Raw genomic sequence first — 15,465 nt, 5'->3', positions numbered from 1 at the left:
TTTGTTAGCAGAAAGGGACCTCCTTAATAACATCGGTTATTTTCCTCATTTGGAACGTAGTATAATGGTCCTTTTGTTTTTGGGACTATTTTCCTCACCATCAGTACTTCACCAAATAACTGTATAATCCCTCCATATCTCGAACAGGCTAAGCAAAGCAGATACACGACTTGGTACAGAAGGGAATGTAACCATGGACTGGATATGGAAATCGATCTTACTTGTGCTGGCTGGCATGGTTTTACTGCGAATTGCAGGACGCAAATCGATCTCGCAAATGAGTGTGGCCACAACGGTCATCATGATTTCAATCGGGACAACGATTGTACAGCCTATTGCAAATCACGAACTTGGTAAAGCCATTGGATCAGCTGCAATTTTTATTGCGACCTTGCTTGTGGTAGAGCTCCTTCAAATGAAATTCAATGTGTTTGAACGGATTATGAGCGGGAGTTCCAAAATCATTATAGAAAATGGACAAGTCATAGTCCCCAACCTGAAACGCATGCGTTACACCCTGGATCAGCTGGAGATGCATCTCAGACAAAATGGAATTACGAGCATCAATGATCTGGAGACAGCAACAGTTGAGCCAAATGGTCAACTCGGCTATGTGTTGAAACGACATGCCCGTCCCGTAACCATCGGAGATTTGGAAGAACTGCTGAACGGTATAGGATTAGCCGGTGCTCAGCTGATCGGAAACAATCAATCCGGCATACCAAAGACCTCTGCAAGCGACCAACAGCAAAACACAAATGGCCCTTCGTCCCTAGGCGACAACTCCACTGATATATTCGAGGAAGTCAGCAAGGGCACTCACTCCAAACCGATCGACCCCAAATTACAATAACTTTGTTCTCTCAGCTCCACAAAAAAGACCGTTCCTGCCAGCACTACAACATTGCTCGTGCAAGATACGGTCTATCTTTTCTCCACTCCCTGTGGATCTACTCTTGTTTTACCTTTTACTGTGGAACTGTTTAAAGATGCGTCGCTCTGTAATGGTCTGTGCCATCGGCTGCATTTCTGTTAAATTCATCAGATCACTTGTGATACCCAATCCATGTCCAGCCTGGCTTACCGTGTGCTCAGATAGGCTATGCCCAATCCGCCCGTGACCGGATTTTCGTAGATTTCGCAATCCACTTCAAATACTTCCCCAATCATCTCACGTGTCAAAATATCGGCAGGCTTACCATGAACCACGATCTGCCCACGCTTCACCACATACAGGTAATCACAATATTCGGCTGCCAGTTCGAGATCATGGAGTGCTGCCAGTATGCCAATGTCCAATCTACGGACAATATTGAGAATTTGGAGCTGGTATTTGATGTCCAGATGATTGGTCGGCTCGTCCAATATGAGAAACTCCGGCTGCTGTGCCAGTACACGGGCCAGGATGACACGCTGCTTCTCTCCACCGGACAGGGACACGTAATTGCGGTCCGCATGTCCGGACAGATGTACCTTTTCAAGCGCCTGCTCCACGATCGCAACATCCTGTTGGTTATCGGTTTCCAGCAGCTTTTTGTGCGGTGTCCGGCCCATCATGACCATTTCACGCACCGTAAAATCAAAGCTCAGCTCATTGAACTGCCCTACAACGCCCATATGCCGGGATACGATCTTCGGACTGGATTTCAGAATGTCCTTATCTCCGAGTAATACGCTTCCCTGCTGTGGTTTAATCACTTTATAGATGCTCTTGAGCAGCGTTGACTTGCCGCAACCGTTCGGCCCGATTATGCCAACAAATTGCTTGTCGTTCACCTGTAACGAAATATTCCGGATAATGTCCGTATTCAGCACCGATATGGATACATTTTCTACGTTCAGTTTCATGGTTATTTTCCTCCAAAACCGTAGCCTTTTTTGACCAGCATATACATAAACATCGGCGCACCAATCATGGCGGTAATGATTCCGATCGGCAGTTCAACGCTGGATATCAGAGATCTTGCGATAACATCCGTCCAAATGAGGAAAATAGCCCCGAACAATACCGAAACGGGCATGACTTTGCGATGGTCTGAACCAACCATACCTCTTACGATATGCGGAATAATGAGTCCCACAAAACCGATCATCCCGCAGCTCGATACCATAACACCCGTGACCAGTGCTGTTAACAGCATGTACAGTCTGCGATATACACTAAGATTAATGCCCAGCGTCACAGCCGCTTCATCTCCGAGCAGCATTGTATTCAGCACCCGGGATTGCAGGAGGAAGAACAGAATGGCTACCAGAACGACAATACTGATTAGCGGGAGTTTGTTCCAGCCGGAAGCCGCCAGGCTGCCCATCGTCCAGAATGTGACGGTTCTGATGCCTTCCGCATTGTTTGCAAAGTAAATGATAAAATTCGAAAACGCACTGCATAGTGCGTTAATGACCATCCCGGCAAGTACCAGCTTGACCGATGTCATTTTGCCCCGGATACCTGCAAGCGTAAGTACTAGCAAAGATGCCCCCATGGCACCGGCAAAAGCCCAAAAGGCCACACCCGTTTGACCTAACCAGCTAATGGAACCGAATCCGATCAAAATTGCAAACGTAGCTCCAAGTGAAGCTCCTGAGGATATACCTAGTATGTAAGGATCAGCGAGTGGATTCTGCACAGCAGCCTGCATGACTGCACCACAGAGCGCCAGGCCTGCCCCGATAAACATGGCCATTAATACGCGCGGAAAACGAATCTGCCAGATGATATCGGTATAGGAACCCGAATCAATTGGCGCAGCTCCAAGCTGAAAGCCTGTTATTTTGTAAAGCAGAATACGATAGGACTCGGCCAGCGGAATATGCACCTGACCAATGGAAACTGCAATCCCCACCGACACCAGCATGAATACCACCAGTGCGGCAAGGAGTAATGCGAAACCGGATTTGCTGTGAATCAAAGACTTGGGTTTGCCCACGTGCTGCGTCTGCATCTGAACTGTTTGTGCCATTTCTTCCCCCATCACTTCCACGATAATGTAAGATCAAATAAATATAGCTATTTACAACGCTTTTGATCGGATTATAATTGAGAATGATTATCTTTGTCAATTTTAAAACATGACTACACTCTTGACAATGGTTTGATATAAAACTATATTAGGTGTATGAAAACAAGAGACGCCATATCACTCATATCCAAAATTAAAGAGAGTTCCAATCGTTTTATCGTATCCGAGATGACTAAGCACGGGGTGCAGGATATTGCCACTTCGCATGGCGATATTATCTATGCTCTGTATCACCGACCTCAAATGACCATGGCGGAGATCGCCAAAAAAATTGGCAAGGACAAATCTACCGTCACAGCACTTGTCGACAAGCTGGTACGAATGGGATACGTCATCAAGGAGAGAAGTGACGAAGATACGCGCGTTGTTCATGTAGTTCTGACATCCAAAGGCGAGGAGCTCAAGCCCGTCTTTGAAGAGATCTCCCAGAACCTGCTGAATGTTTTTTACGCGGATATCACGGAGACAGAAAAAGAGGAACTGCTGCGAATTTTGATGAAAATTCACAGCAACTTCTAAATTTTTTTGGATAAATAGTTTGATATAAAACTAAATTGAAGGAGGAATTATTACATGAAGGACTACACCAAGTCCCTGCCTGACCATACCGCACAATACATTGGGGAACAGGATTTATATCTGGAGGTATTTGAGGGCGATGAAATTCAAGGGAGAAGTGATCACAGACCCCCTCTCCTATTCGTTCACGGTGCCTATACAGGCAGCTGGATGTGGAGCAAATACATCCCTCATTTCGTTCAACAGGGCTGGACTTGTTATGCCATGAATCTGAGAAGTCACTACAAGAGCAGGGTGCAGGACATGACCCGGGTGACCTTCGAAGATTACCTGGAGGATATTCAGGAGATCATCACTGCTTGCGGGGAGCCGCCTATTCTTATCGGATTCAGCATGGGTGGCATTCTTAGTCAAAAGATTGCTGAACACTCTCCACTTCGTGGATTAATCGTGATTGATTCCAGTCTAAGCCAGGAAGTTCTTCGCTCCGTGCCCTATGCTGACGTGGTTCGAATAACGCCTGGTCTCGTCGTTCCTGCACCCGTTCACGATGAGCTGACCAGCATAGATGAATCGGCAGAGGACATTGCTTTTCAACGCAAGTATTTGGCCATGGAATCATCGCAGGCCTTCAGCACATTCTCCGCGTTCTTTGGCGGTGAGGACGTGGTATCCATTAACGGTGAGTCCATTACATGTCCTAGTCTCGTAATCAAAGCCGTGTCCAGTGAGGAAGAGGAGCAGCGAGGCAGACTAACTGCAGAGCAGCTTCACGCAGAATATGCCGCACTATGGCATACGACTCATACTGGTTTGCTCGTCGGTCAGCGATATATGGAAGCTGTTAAGATTATTCTGGAGTGGTTAGACCGGAGAAAGAGCTAGTTCTCCAGTCAACATTAGCGAAATATCGTTTGCCGCATTAGTGATTATGTATACGTTTTGGATAATAAAAACAAAAGTTTCTCTTTTACATCTGCCCATTCATTGTCTATGATGCTGTAAAAAATATTGTCATGAATCGAACCGTCCGCCTTTATTCTGTGCTTACGGAATATGCCTTCTTTCTTGGCTCCGATTCGTTCAATGGCTCGTTGCGATCGGACATTTTGTCCGCTTACGGAGAACTGCACCCGCATTAAATTCAGTTCTTCAAAGCAATATTGCAGCAAAAGGTATTTGCACTCTGTATTTACTCCCGTCCGCCAGTAGTCAGGTGCAAGCCAGGTCCATCCAATCTCAGCATTTCGGTTCCCCATGTCAAGATCGCCTATTCGGGTAGTTCCGATGATGTCTCCTGTCGCTTGATCCACAATAGTGAAGGGAAGCTGTGATCCCTTCTCTTTATTGTCCAGTGCAAGCGTCAGTACTTGATCGAGTTCTTCACGTGTATGGATCGTTCGCCAGGTGAATTCCCACACTTCTGGAGAGAATAAGATACTGATTAATTCCGCCTTGTGGCTGTTATCCATAGGTACAAGTGTTACCCTTTTCCCTTTCAGAACAACATCTTTTTCTTGCATGATCACTGTCCACCTCCATCTGGTTAATATAAAACATATTACAGATTAATGAACTATCGGTACAGACTCCTTTTGGTCCAAAACGTAATCATTTTTACCGGGCAGCCGGATGCGCTTCTGCATCCGTTTCAATTGCAAAATATGGCTACTAACTTCATTCAGATGAGAAATGGTCACTTTAAATACATAAAAAAACCGCCCATCAAGGATGGACGGTTTTCTTTTTTTGCTTCTTTCGGAGTACAAGGTATCTCATCCGCATGGAAACCATTAGTGCTTTAACCTTGCGTTGGGGTTGCCCTTCTTTTTTGGAAGAGATAGATCCCTGCCATGAGGATAAACCACACCGGAGTAACAAACAGCGCCACCCGTGTATCCTCTGCCAAGGCCAGAACAACCAGCACAAACGCGAGAAAAGCCAAAATCAAGTAGTTGGAAAATGGATAAAACGGCAGCCTGAAGTGACTCCGACTAGCAAGCTCCGGCTGGGTACGGCGGTATTTCAGGTGACAGATCACCATAATGCCCCAGACAAAGATAAAGCAAACGGTCGATACACTTGTGATCAGTGTGAACACGCCCTCTGGCATGACATAATTCAGAATAATGGCAACCAGAATGACCAGCGTGGAGAAAAAGAGTGCATTGGAAGGCACCTTTCGGCTATTCAGGCGTGCAAGGGACTCCGGCGCATTCCGATCCTTGGCCATGGAGAAGACCATACGACTTGTACTAAAAATAGCACTGTTGCATGCCGAAGCTGCGGATGTCAGCACCACGAAATTCACGATCCCGGCGGCTGTCGCAATACCTACGGCTGCAAACACCTGTACAAAAGGACTTTCACTCGGCACGATCGCTTTCCACGGATAGATGCTCATAATAATCAGCAGTGCACCCACATAGAAGAGCAGCACACGGATGGGGATCTGGTTAATGGCTTTCGGAATAACCTTCTCCGGATTCTCCGTTTCCCCTGCGGTCAGTCCGACTAGCTCCATGCCGACAAAGGCGAACACCACCATCTGGAATGAAATGATGAAGCCATGCATGCCATTTGGGAACCATCCCCCATGACTCCACAGATTGGTGAAGCTTGCCGTCCCCTGATCTGTGGTGAAACCTTTAAATATCATATATAGACCAACAACAATAAGGGCCAGAATGGCAATCACTTTGATTAAAGCAAACCAAAATTCCATCTCGCCGAACAGCTTCACTGTTGCCAGATTCATGATTAACAAAATGACTAATGCAATTAAACCAGGCATCCATTGCGGTACATTCGGAAACCAGAACTGCGTATACATGCCGACAGCCGTAATGTCCGCCATAGCAATGGAAATCCAGCAGAACCAGTAGGTCCAGCCTGTAATAAACGCCGCCATATTTCCCAGGTAATCACGCACGAAATCCACAAAGGAGTGATACTGCAGGTTGCTTAACAACAGTTCCCCCAATGCACGCATGATCAAAAACAAAACCGCACCTGTGATGATATACGCCAACAGGATCGACGGTCCTGTCAGTTGAATCGTCTTGCCCGCTCCCAGAAAGAGGCCTGTCCCAATCGCCCCTCCGATCGCCATAAGCTGGACATGCCTGTTCTTTAATCCCCGTGTTAATGTTTCTTGCTGCATGGTAAACCACCACTCTCTTTCTGCACATGCTCTCTAGGTTGCTGAAACTTGTATACAACACATCATATAATAATCTGACCAGAATACCTATCCTTCATTTATGATTTTTTTCACGCCAAAGAGGACACCTCTTCTAACAAGGCGCCCTCTACTTTGGGTCATTGTTATTTTTGCTTATAGAACTCATGATACAGCTTCATTAACGCCCGTTTCTCGATCCGTGAAACATAGGAACGGGAGATGCCCAGTTCCTTGGCAATTTCGCGCTGGGTCCGTTCTTCCCCGCCTGCCTCCAGGCCGAATCGGCCAATGACGACTTCCTTCTCCCGATCATCGAGAATGTCGAGATTACGGTAGATTTTGCTTTTCTCAATCTTAAGCTGCACCTTGTCGACGACATCATCCGCTTCGGTTCCAAGGATATCGATTAACGTAATTTCATTGCCCTCTTTGTCCGTTCCGATGGGATCATGAAGGGAGACGTCTTTACGTGTTTTCTTCAGGGAACGAAGGTGCATCAGAATTTCATTCTCTATACAGCGGGCCGCAAATGTGGCGAGTTTGGTTCCTTTGCCTTGCTGAAAACTTTCGATGGCCTTGATCAAGCCGATGGTTCCGATCGAGATCAGATCTTCCAGATCTTCACCCGTATTGTCGAACTTCTTGACGATATGCGCAACAAGGCGCAGATTGTGTTCAATGAGCAAGTTGCGGGAGTGGGCGTTGCCTTCAGCCATGAGGCGCAGGTGTTTGGCTTCTTCGTCCTCAGCCAGCGGCTGGGGAAACGCATTATTTTTGACATACGAGACGAGCAGCGTTAACTCCTTGATGAACAGGGCAATTGCGGTAAACAATCCGGGCACAGATGACACCTCCTGCAGTTTTACAACGATCTGGCCTGAGCACGTGAAGGAACAGGGTCGATCTATTGTATGTAGGCGGGGGCCCAGAAGTGCACGTACACTTGAAAAAGGGAACGTTCCCTCGATGATTTAATGGAGCTTTATGACGGAGAACGCTGCTGCTATATGCTTGCCTGTGTCAGTCTATCCTTCGGCATGAGTATTACGTACTCACTTCAACAATGGAGCCAACCTTCTGAAGAAGCACGAATTCTTTCTGGACACTCTCGATAAAATACTTCTTCTCTCCCAATATAATGACATCACTCTCGGCTAATGGAACATCGCTTTTGAAATAGATAAAATTATCTGCGCCTCTGAATGCGCCTTTATAGTAGTACACGTTGTCACCTTCTCTTTGGAAAAAATGATATTAAAGTTTATGCGTTTTTAAAATCGTTTTCACTTGATCTAACCCGTAAGACATTTTTTGATTCAGTACAAATAGTAATACATCAACGTCTATACGAACCCTGCGTTCTTCTCTATTTAGGGCAAACATCTCTGTCGTTTCATTCAAAATAAGAACTTCTACATCATTCTCTCGAATGATAAAATGATCCGTTAACTCTATTTCTTCTCCTATATTAGAGCAATTCAGAAAAATTATAATGTCACTAATCATAGGCTCTTTGGCCTCGACGTCTAAGAAGGATAGAAGCATGCCTTTTGAGCACTTATGGTTTTTTTCAGTGAATGCTTTAAGACTGTATGCCACCATCTATTCACCTCTCACTTGCTGTTCAACCTCCGCTTGGTTTGCTGCCTCATCCAATTATATTTTCTCGGTCTTTATATGAGAGATGAAAGACTCGATACAGGCATTGTCCAAGCAATTCCCACGCCTGGAGTGACTTCCTAGCATGTTTCAGTTTATGGTTGAATGGCTTAGAGGTGTATTGAAATCCTTGATTCGAGTTTAGGATTACGACACTTAGATCCGTGTGCTGACAGAGTCTATCCAGCGTTTCATGAATCAAAGCGAGGTCATTTCGTTCGGAAAGATGCCAAGCTACAATCTCGTTATTACACAATTCCTGAATGACAGAAAGGTACACAAAATGTTCTCCAGCACGAATATAGGTAATGTCTTTAACAAGTTTAGTTCATGGTTTATCTGCCTGAAACTGGCGTTCGAGCCGATTCGGATTCACCACAGAAGCTTGTTTCCCAAAGAAACGACGCTTCTTTCAAATGACAGAACCGATCCCTAATTGTTTCATTAAACGATACACCTTTTTGTGGTTAACCCTAAGGAATTCTCTCCGTAAAGCCAACGTCATTCGAAGATAACCAGAGTAGGGATGAACGCGATGGATGGCAAGCAGATGCGATTCTAATTCATGTTGCTTTTGTCTACGCTCATTTGTCATCTGTATGCTTTTTCTCCATTTGTAATAGCCCGAGCGGGAAACGTCAACTAGCTTCAAGAGCCAAACCAGACGATGGCGTACTCCCAAATCCTCTATGATTTGAAATCTGGTAGCTTTACTCGTCACTCCTTGTGTAGATTTGATTTGGTACTGCTTTTTTAAATATTCAATCTCCGCTCACAAGTAAGCAACCTCTTCTTTCTTACTGAAAAACTTCGTTTTAGGGCGTCCTCGTTTAGATGTGCCAGGTTCTAAGCTCATTCCGTGTTTCGTTTTCGCAGCCCATACTTGTACCTGAGATTTATTTTGAATATCCAAACGTTTCGCGACTTCACGTATGCTCATATGTTCTACGTTGACCCGCCGGACCGCCTCCAATTTTAATTCCAAGGAGTACCGCCGGAAAGTTTGTCTTTTTTTAGCCATGAAAAAAACCCTCCATTAGGCAAGATTAAGTCCATCTTAACAGATGTCTTTTTTCTCTTGTCTACTAAAGGGGATAATACCAATTGTAGCGACTTTTTTTGGGGATTGGCCCTTAACTTTTTATAAATTCAGTAGTTTATTTCAGATACGACTGACTTACTCACTCTTTAAAAAAATCCAGTCTTACTGGGTTTGATCGCGGAAGATTTGATTGATTTTGTTCCGATCAAAATCTAATATCCAATCATTAAACTTTTCGTAAACCGGACGTAATGTATCTGTATCTGTTGCAACAACATCCATGCCTCTGCTGTCATAAATATGAAATATGCATTTTATTGTTTCGTTAATTAGAAAAATATCACCAACAATTCGGGATTCAGGAGCAATTTCTCGATATGCAATGGCGCTAAATAAATCTTTCACTTTTAAATTTTCAAGCTCTGTTTTAGTACAATATTGCACTGTAATGGTTTCTTCGTCGTCTTCATCCGGATCTTTATAACGGTACTCTAGTTCTCGCTTTTCAATGTCTTTCATTTTGACTCCTGAATAATAGAGAAAATTGTCATAAACATCATTCTCAAATGCCGAAACAGGATGCTCACTCCAGCTATCTACAAAAACGGTTAAATAAACTATATCGGTGGATTCACCGATTTCATTAAATATGGAAAATGCTCTATGCGTTACTCTATCTATCCTACTTTGCTTGGTTAGATCTCCCCCCAATTCATATCTAATTGCAATTTTAAAGTTATAAAAAAGAGGCTTTTTTAATTTCAAATTTTGGAAACTTTCGATTAATAACTTATCTAATTGTTGATTAAAGTCCAATGAACTGACCTCCAATGCGATACAGTAAGGAAAATAGTTATATCCTTACTGTATCGACAAACTATTTCAATTTTATTACCGTACCTGTTTGGCTCTTATGTTTATCTTTAATCCAATTACCGTACTTATCTGCGTCAGCTACCCAATGAAGTTCTTTCCCTGACTTCTTAAACACTTTGAATGCAGAATCAGCGTGACCGGTAGTATCCTTTGCCCACCAATAGCCATGACTATCCTGATATGCTTTTACTTTATCTCCGTGAAAGTTATAAGTTAATGTAGCTTTAGCATTCGTCTTTATATCCCACAATGTTGTGGTATTTTTGGTGGATTTTTTGGATCCGCTAACTTTACCACCAGCAAAACCTAGCGCAAGCGCTGCAACATATTCTGCCTCTTTTCCTTTAATCAACGCACTTACTAACTGTTCAGTCGCCCAACTAATATTACCTGCAGACTTAGTATAAGGACTTTTACCCAATGCCATATCATACAAGTAATTAAACCGATTCTTATCTAGAAAAGAGTTAAAGCTGTAACGATCTCGAATTGTATTTTTATACAAATTATAATTTGAAGTATTTATTTTATAACCTTTCGCTTTAGCATCCTTCAACATATGTCTGAGTTCTTGAGCATAGTAAGGCTCTGCCATATGGCCGCTTGGATCCACATACTTTAACGGGTTATTGCTCACGTACGAATACAAATTCAAACTCAGTGGATCACTCAATTCACCTTCGTACGTATCCTCGCCAATAAACCTTGCCATGCTTGGATCATACCAACGAGCTCTCAAATACTGCAGTCCTACCACTTCATCCCAGTATTCACCGGCATAACGAAGCACATTCGGCACTGTTTCCTCCGCCGTAAGCGGTCCACCCCAGATGTCATACGTATACTCGTTCAATACTTGGCCAGCATCATCCACAAGTCCGACTACATCGCCATGACCATTGAATTGGTAGTATTCCAATTTTCCAGTTTTCTTGTCCTGACGTGCCCACAGTTTCCCATACAGGTCATAGATATAGACATAGGTCAGTTCAGCTTTACCGGACATCACTTGGGCTTCAGCCATCAGTTTAGCTTCTTCATCGTAGTAATAACGAGTCGTTTGGTCACCTTCGGTGCGCTCATACAGCAAACCATCCCCGTTGTAGCTATAGGTTACTGTTTTGCCTTCCCCGGTCGCTTTAACCAAGCGATTCTGGCTGTCATACGTATATTCTGCATCTTTCAGTCCGTATATCTTACCACTCCCGGTACTGTACCGGTTGCCATTCGAATCATACGTATATGTTTCCTGTTGCGAACCCGATTCCGTTTGGATGCGATTAAGTTCATCATACGTAAACTGATCACTTGTCCCATTTTGAGTACGGGACGTGATGTTTTTATCTCCATCATATTCATAGTCGAACTGATGAATGGCGCTCGTTCCTTGGGAAACGGTGACTCCTAATAGATCATAACCATCGAACTGATAGCTTGTGCTCAGGCCATTCCCAAACGATACGTTTTCCAGCAAACTGTTCGACGCATAACTAAAGGTCATTCGATCCACAGGCGTCTGGGCCGATGCTGCGAGTGCTGAAGCGCCCCCTGTTCCGGAGGTGATATCCATGGAAGTGACCCGGTTCATCGTGTCCAGCTCACCGTGTACCCGCAAGGATTGCCCTTTGGCATCTGACAAGGTATATCCCAACCGCTGCTGGGTATTGTTTTCATATTCCAGCTGGGTTCCATCCGGGAAGGCCAGCCCACTGAGCATACCATCCGTTTCACGGTATGAATAGGTCGTTTTGCCGTGATCATCCGTCATCGACGTTCTACGACCCATCTCGTCGTACGTATACGATACGGAGGTATCCGGTCCTTTGAACCCTGTAAGCATGTTGTCGCTGTTATACGTATACTCGGTGATCTTTCCGAGCCGATCCTGCTTTTTGATCAAATTACTCTTTTTATCATAGTAGAAGGTAGTCGCAGAACCATCCAGCTTCGGTGGGGTCTGCTTGATGATCCGACCCAATTCATCATATTGTTTGGTCACCGTTTGGCCGTTGGCAGAAACAACTTGGGTCACCTGGCCCTGGTAGCTGTAAAAATATCGGCTGGTTTCTTGCTTGGGCGTGGTTGCTGTTGCAATTTGTCCGAGCGCATCGTACGTATATGTCGTCCGCTCCCCATTACCATCAATGGATGCAGTCACGTTGCCACTCAAGTCATATTCTCTTTGTTGCAACGGAGCAAATGTACCGTCCCGATATTCTTCTACTGCTGTCGTGCGTCCCAGTAAATCCATTTTCTCACGAGTCTGGTATCCGGAAGCATCCTGAACCGTTACGGTTTGTCCAACAGGATCAATTGTTGTTGTGTTTCTGGTTCCATCCGGATATTGGGTCTCTGTCATTTGCCCAAATGCATCGACCACATACCTCGTCACGTTTCCCTCAGCATCTTCCAAAGCTGTCACGTTTCCTTCGCTATCATAGGCATATTTATATGTTGCGTCCGCCGTTTGCTCTTCCACGAGCAAACCTAATGGATTGTAACGCTCGGAAGTCACCATGCCGTCTGGCGAAGTGCTTGTCATGATGTTATTGGTGTCATCATATGCAATCGTCGATTGTGTACCATCGGCATACGTTATTCGAACCAGACGCCCTGACTTGTCGTATTGATTCGTTTCCTGTTCTCCGGCAGCATTCGTCGTTGTCTCCAGTTCACTGGCAGACGTGTAGCTGTACGTCTCCACAAGAGATTCTGCCTTGCCAGCAGCATCATGCACGGTCATCGAAGTCGATTCCAACAGATACCCTGCATTCGGTTGGTAGCTGAATGTCGCTGTACGGTCTTTGGCCAATGTACCTTTGTCAGTTGTACCAATGACTCGACCTTTTTCATCCAGCTTCACTTCTGAATCAGAGAGCAATTGTCCACCATATCCGTTTTTGGTGGTGGTCCGTAACATGTCCCCTTGATTGTTATATGATAGTTCCGTGTACTGCTCCAAAGTGCTATTCACCTTAGTGGTGATCCGCACCGGTTTGATCCAATTGTAAGGCGCTTTGCCCACTTCGTAAGAATAAGTTGATTCTTGTCCGGTGCTTTGTTTCTCGGACGTCACCATGCCGTTTGTATCGTATGCGATAGTCGTAGTCAACTTTTCACTAGTTCGACCACCCTCACTTACCCATTCTGTCGTTTGGGTCGGGAGATTCCGTTTGGTTTGGCTATCGTACTGAAGCTCCGTAGAATAGGTTACATCATCTCCAGTTAGTGTATGCTGGTCTGCATAAACTAGATCAGGTTCGGTGGCGGCGCTAAATGTTTTGGAGAACGTCCACGTATCCACGGTATGTGCAGCCTTAATTTTCGTTGTCCATGTGGCTGGTTGGCCATAAGAGTCCAGATCTTCTCCAGAATACTCAAAGTTGATTTTGTCCAACGTACCTTCGCCATCGGTCGTACTGAAATGGCTCTTGCGCTCTCTCACTTTAAAGACGAAATAGGAAGAAGCATCACCCATTTGCTTGATCGCCGGAATGTATGCGTAATCCGTAATGGCAGAAGATGGACTCGTAATACGCGACAATAAAGCAGTATGCATTATACCATGCGCATTCTGATTGCTTTGCAGCTCAGGCAGGAAATTGAATTTGGATTCCGGATAGTAATACGTATACGTCGTTGTCCGATCCAGTGCATCGGTAAACTCTCGCAAAATGCGAATACCTTCATCTTCACGCTGGGTATACGTTACTTTCCGGTCCGTTCCGGCAAGCTGTACGGTAACCTTCAGGTTGTCATAAGCAAAAGTCAGTGCCTGACCTTCGCTATTTTGAATCCGGGAGATGACTTGGTTTCCATCCAATGTTGTATAGTGAAAATCCACCGTATTCCGGTAACCATCTGTAATTTGCAGTAACTCTCCAGTTCCGTTAAACAAATAATCGTAGCCATTCCGGATCGACAAACGATAACTGCTGGACTGACCATCCACGGTCACAGTCGTATCTTGCTTCACGTTTAAATCGTTCCATACGTAACCTTCCAGTTCAAGATTAGCGTTTAGGCGATAATAACCTGGAATAAGGATAAACCGTTCATCCCCGCGAGTTTCCATGTAGGGTATATCCCAGCGCCACCCTTGTCCCAATCCCGTATGGAGTTCTTCCTTACGTGGCGTGACTACATTGTAATAGGTTTGTGTCGTTTCGTCGTATTGAACGCCGAGCTGTCCACTTGGTCTAGCACTGTCATAGACACGTGTCAGATCAAACGGAATCAGGCCTGGTAGAGAGAGGTCTGTGCTACTAACCATCATCTCCCCTGTAGCAGTGGAAATCGATTCCGCTCCATAAGACGTCATGTACAGTGATGCATCGTCCCGGATATCGATATGGTTTAGCCCCGTTTCCTCCACGGTCGTTCCGGTACCTGGAATATCCTCTTCAATGGCGTTAATTGAAAATGTGTTTTCTTGCAATGCTTCGGAAGGGCTTAGCCCCTCCATTGCATCGATATTGAGTATTGGTGGAGGAGGAATTTTTGCATATTTAATAATGCTATTGATGCTCTCAGGAGACGGAGGTTTCCTAATCTTTGATGTTCCTCCAGCAAGTCAGACCCTTGTGTATCTTTCATTAACACTGCTACCGTTTGTTGTAGCGGTATACATTCTTCACAAGAGGAAGCAACGTGTACTAATAGGGACAATTATCGTATCTTTTATAGCCTCTATTATAATTCCTAACCAAAGCGCAATTCTCGACTTTTTTAAAACGCCTTCGAAACATGTTCAATCGGAGATTCGAAGTCAAGTCCAACGCATTATTGATCAACAACATCTTTCTTATGTCATAGATCAGAAAGAAAGTAAAAGTTGGACCAATGATGAAGTAATACGAACAGTTGTTTATCTGAGAAAAATAAAAGAAGGAGATATAGAAAAAAAAGAGGTAAAGCCATTTGTCAATACAACATTTGAGATGGATGTTAAACTAGTGTTTAACGACCAATTTATGGTCAATTATGTCACCGTTGTCATTGATAAGGGCAAAGAAGTGGATTGTACAAATGAGTCCTATTGTAAATAAGTTGAGTATAGAAAGAGAGTGAGTTTGTCTCGTGAGAGATGTATTTAATAGAAAGTTAACAATGGTATTTATTCTTGGAATTATATTTTATTTTGGAGTATTTAATTTTTTTGGGAT

The 15,465-nt window shown here is 44.4% G+C and carries 16 protein-coding genes; 4 read left to right on the top strand and 12 right to left on the bottom strand.

What is annotated here, in order from left to right; translation table 11 throughout:
- The first annotated feature begins 193 nt into the window (after positions 1–193).
- A complete protein-coding gene (locus ABGV42_RS23610) occupies positions 194–853 on the top strand; it encodes a DUF421 domain-containing protein (protein WP_347383952.1) in 660 nt (219 codons plus the stop codon).
- Between the two features lie 227 nt (positions 854–1,080).
- On the opposite strand, the gene ABGV42_RS23605 is transcribed toward ABGV42_RS23610, so the two are convergent.
- Together ABGV42_RS23605 and ABGV42_RS23600 are read right to left on the bottom strand one after the other, a co-directional pair.
- Positions 1,081–1,848, bottom strand: a complete 768-nt coding sequence (locus tag ABGV42_RS23605; protein ID WP_347383951.1) for an ABC transporter ATP-binding protein — start codon at positions 1,846–1,848, stop codon at positions 1,081–1,083.
- A gap of 2 nt (positions 1,849–1,850) precedes the next feature.
- Positions 1,851–2,960 (bottom strand): FecCD family ABC transporter permease, encoded by a 1,110-nt coding sequence (locus ABGV42_RS23600; RefSeq protein WP_347383950.1) that lies wholly within the window; start codon positions 2,958–2,960, stop codon positions 1,851–1,853.
- 156 nt (positions 2,961–3,116) lie between these two features.
- Here ABGV42_RS23600 and ABGV42_RS23595 point away from each other — a divergent pair, with 156 nt between their 5' ends.
- Both ABGV42_RS23595 and ABGV42_RS23590 read left to right on the top strand, forming a co-directional pair.
- Positions 3,117–3,539, top strand: coding sequence for a MarR family winged helix-turn-helix transcriptional regulator (locus ABGV42_RS23595; RefSeq protein WP_347383949.1), 423 nt, complete (start codon positions 3,117–3,119; stop codon positions 3,537–3,539).
- 54 nt (positions 3,540–3,593) lie between these two features.
- Positions 3,594–4,424: an alpha/beta hydrolase gene (locus tag ABGV42_RS23590; RefSeq protein ID WP_347383948.1), complete on the top strand. Its 831-nt coding sequence runs from the start codon at positions 3,594–3,596 to the stop codon at positions 4,422–4,424.
- A gap of 44 nt (positions 4,425–4,468) precedes the next feature.
- On the opposite strand, the gene ABGV42_RS23585 is transcribed toward ABGV42_RS23590, so the two are convergent.
- The 10 genes from ABGV42_RS23585 to ABGV42_RS23550 all read right to left on the bottom strand — a co-directional run bounded on the left by ABGV42_RS23585 (position 4,469) and on the right by ABGV42_RS23550 (position 14,738).
- On the bottom strand, positions 4,469–5,062 hold the full coding sequence (locus ABGV42_RS23585; protein ID WP_347383947.1) for a GNAT family N-acetyltransferase: 594 nt from the start codon (positions 5,060–5,062) through the stop codon (positions 4,469–4,471).
- Between the two features lie 278 nt (positions 5,063–5,340).
- On the bottom strand, positions 5,341–6,702 hold the full coding sequence (locus ABGV42_RS23580; RefSeq protein ID WP_347383946.1) for an amino acid permease: 1,362 nt from the start codon (positions 6,700–6,702) through the stop codon (positions 5,341–5,343).
- A gap of 164 nt (positions 6,703–6,866) precedes the next feature.
- Positions 6,867–7,565, bottom strand: a complete 699-nt coding sequence (gene sigK, locus ABGV42_RS23575; protein WP_095289757.1) for an RNA polymerase sporulation sigma factor SigK — start codon at positions 7,563–7,565, stop codon at positions 6,867–6,869.
- Between the two features lie 202 nt (positions 7,566–7,767).
- A complete protein-coding gene (locus ABGV42_RS23570; protein ID WP_347383945.1) occupies positions 7,768–7,947 on the bottom strand; it encodes a hypothetical protein in 180 nt (59 codons plus the stop codon).
- Positions 7,948–7,977: 30 nt separating this feature from the next.
- Positions 7,978–8,325 carry a hypothetical protein gene (locus ABGV42_RS23565; RefSeq protein WP_347383944.1) on the bottom strand — a complete coding sequence of 116 codons (348 nt, stop codon included), beginning with the start codon at positions 8,323–8,325 and terminating at the stop codon, positions 7,978–7,980.
- 46 nt (positions 8,326–8,371) lie between these two features.
- Positions 8,372–8,692: a DDE-type integrase/transposase/recombinase gene (locus ABGV42_RS31915; RefSeq protein ID WP_431523688.1), complete on the bottom strand. Its 321-nt coding sequence runs from the start codon at positions 8,690–8,692 to the stop codon at positions 8,372–8,374.
- A gap of 102 nt (positions 8,693–8,794) precedes the next feature.
- Positions 8,795–8,977 carry an IS3 family transposase gene (locus ABGV42_RS31910; RefSeq protein ID WP_431523673.1) on the bottom strand — a complete coding sequence of 61 codons (183 nt, stop codon included), beginning with the start codon at positions 8,975–8,977 and terminating at the stop codon, positions 8,795–8,797.
- 177 nt (positions 8,978–9,154) lie between these two features.
- Positions 9,155–9,403: a transposase gene (locus ABGV42_RS31905; protein WP_431523672.1), complete on the bottom strand. Its 249-nt coding sequence runs from the start codon at positions 9,401–9,403 to the stop codon at positions 9,155–9,157.
- A 183-nt stretch (positions 9,404–9,586) separates the two neighbouring features.
- Complete coding sequence (locus ABGV42_RS23555) at positions 9,587–10,240, bottom strand: DUF3885 domain-containing protein (RefSeq protein WP_347383943.1); 654 nt, start codon at positions 10,238–10,240, stop codon at positions 9,587–9,589.
- A gap of 61 nt (positions 10,241–10,301) precedes the next feature.
- Positions 10,302–14,738 (bottom strand): RHS repeat-associated core domain-containing protein, encoded by a 4,437-nt coding sequence (locus tag ABGV42_RS23550; RefSeq protein ID WP_347383942.1) that lies wholly within the window; start codon positions 14,736–14,738, stop codon positions 10,302–10,304.
- Between ABGV42_RS23550 and ABGV42_RS23545 the strand changes: the two genes are divergently transcribed.
- Positions 14,707–15,348, top strand: a complete 642-nt coding sequence (locus ABGV42_RS23545) for a hypothetical protein (RefSeq protein ID WP_347383941.1) — start codon at positions 14,707–14,709, stop codon at positions 15,346–15,348. The two genes, ABGV42_RS23550 and ABGV42_RS23545, sit on opposite strands and share 32 nt — an antisense overlap.
- Positions 15,349–15,465: the final 117 nt, after the last annotated feature.

This window comes from Paenibacillus pabuli, assembly GCF_039831995.1.
Classification (GTDB): Bacteria; Bacillota; Bacilli; order Paenibacillales; family Paenibacillaceae; genus Paenibacillus; species Paenibacillus pabuli_C.
Note: the sequence above shows the minus strand (reverse complement) of the source record. Positions and strands in the feature narration are given on the sequence as shown.

Coding starts and splice junctions, on each gene's coding strand:
- ABGV42_RS23610 (WP_347383952.1), top strand. CDS start 194: ATGGACTGGATATGGAAATCGATCTTACTTGTGCTGGCTGGCATGGTT.
- ABGV42_RS23580 (WP_347383946.1), bottom strand. CDS start 6,702: ATGCAGCAAGAAACATTAACACGGGGATTAAAGAACAGGCATGTCCAG.
- ABGV42_RS23545 (WP_347383941.1), top strand. CDS start 14,707: ATGGCGTTAATTGAAAATGTGTTTTCTTGCAATGCTTCGGAAGGGCTT.
- ABGV42_RS31910 (WP_431523673.1), bottom strand. CDS start 8,977: ATGACAAATGAGCGTAGACAAAAGCAACATGAATTAGAATCGCATCTG.
- ABGV42_RS23600 (WP_347383950.1), bottom strand. CDS start 2,960: ATGGCACAAACAGTTCAGATGCAGACGCAGCACGTGGGCAAACCCAAG.
- ABGV42_RS23585 (WP_347383947.1), bottom strand. CDS start 5,062: ATGCAAGAAAAAGATGTTGTTCTGAAAGGGAAAAGGGTAACACTTGTA.
- ABGV42_RS31905 (WP_431523672.1), bottom strand. CDS start 9,403: ATGGCTAAAAAAAGACAAACTTTCCGGCGGTACTCCTTGGAATTAAAA.
- ABGV42_RS23605 (WP_347383951.1), bottom strand. CDS start 1,848: ATGAAACTGAACGTAGAAAATGTATCCATATCGGTGCTGAATACGGAC.
- ABGV42_RS23595 (WP_347383949.1), top strand. CDS start 3,117: ATGAAAACAAGAGACGCCATATCACTCATATCCAAAATTAAAGAGAGT.
- ABGV42_RS23565 (WP_347383944.1), bottom strand. CDS start 8,325: ATGGTGGCATACAGTCTTAAAGCATTCACTGAAAAAAACCATAAGTGC.
- ABGV42_RS23590 (WP_347383948.1), top strand. CDS start 3,594: ATGAAGGACTACACCAAGTCCCTGCCTGACCATACCGCACAATACATT.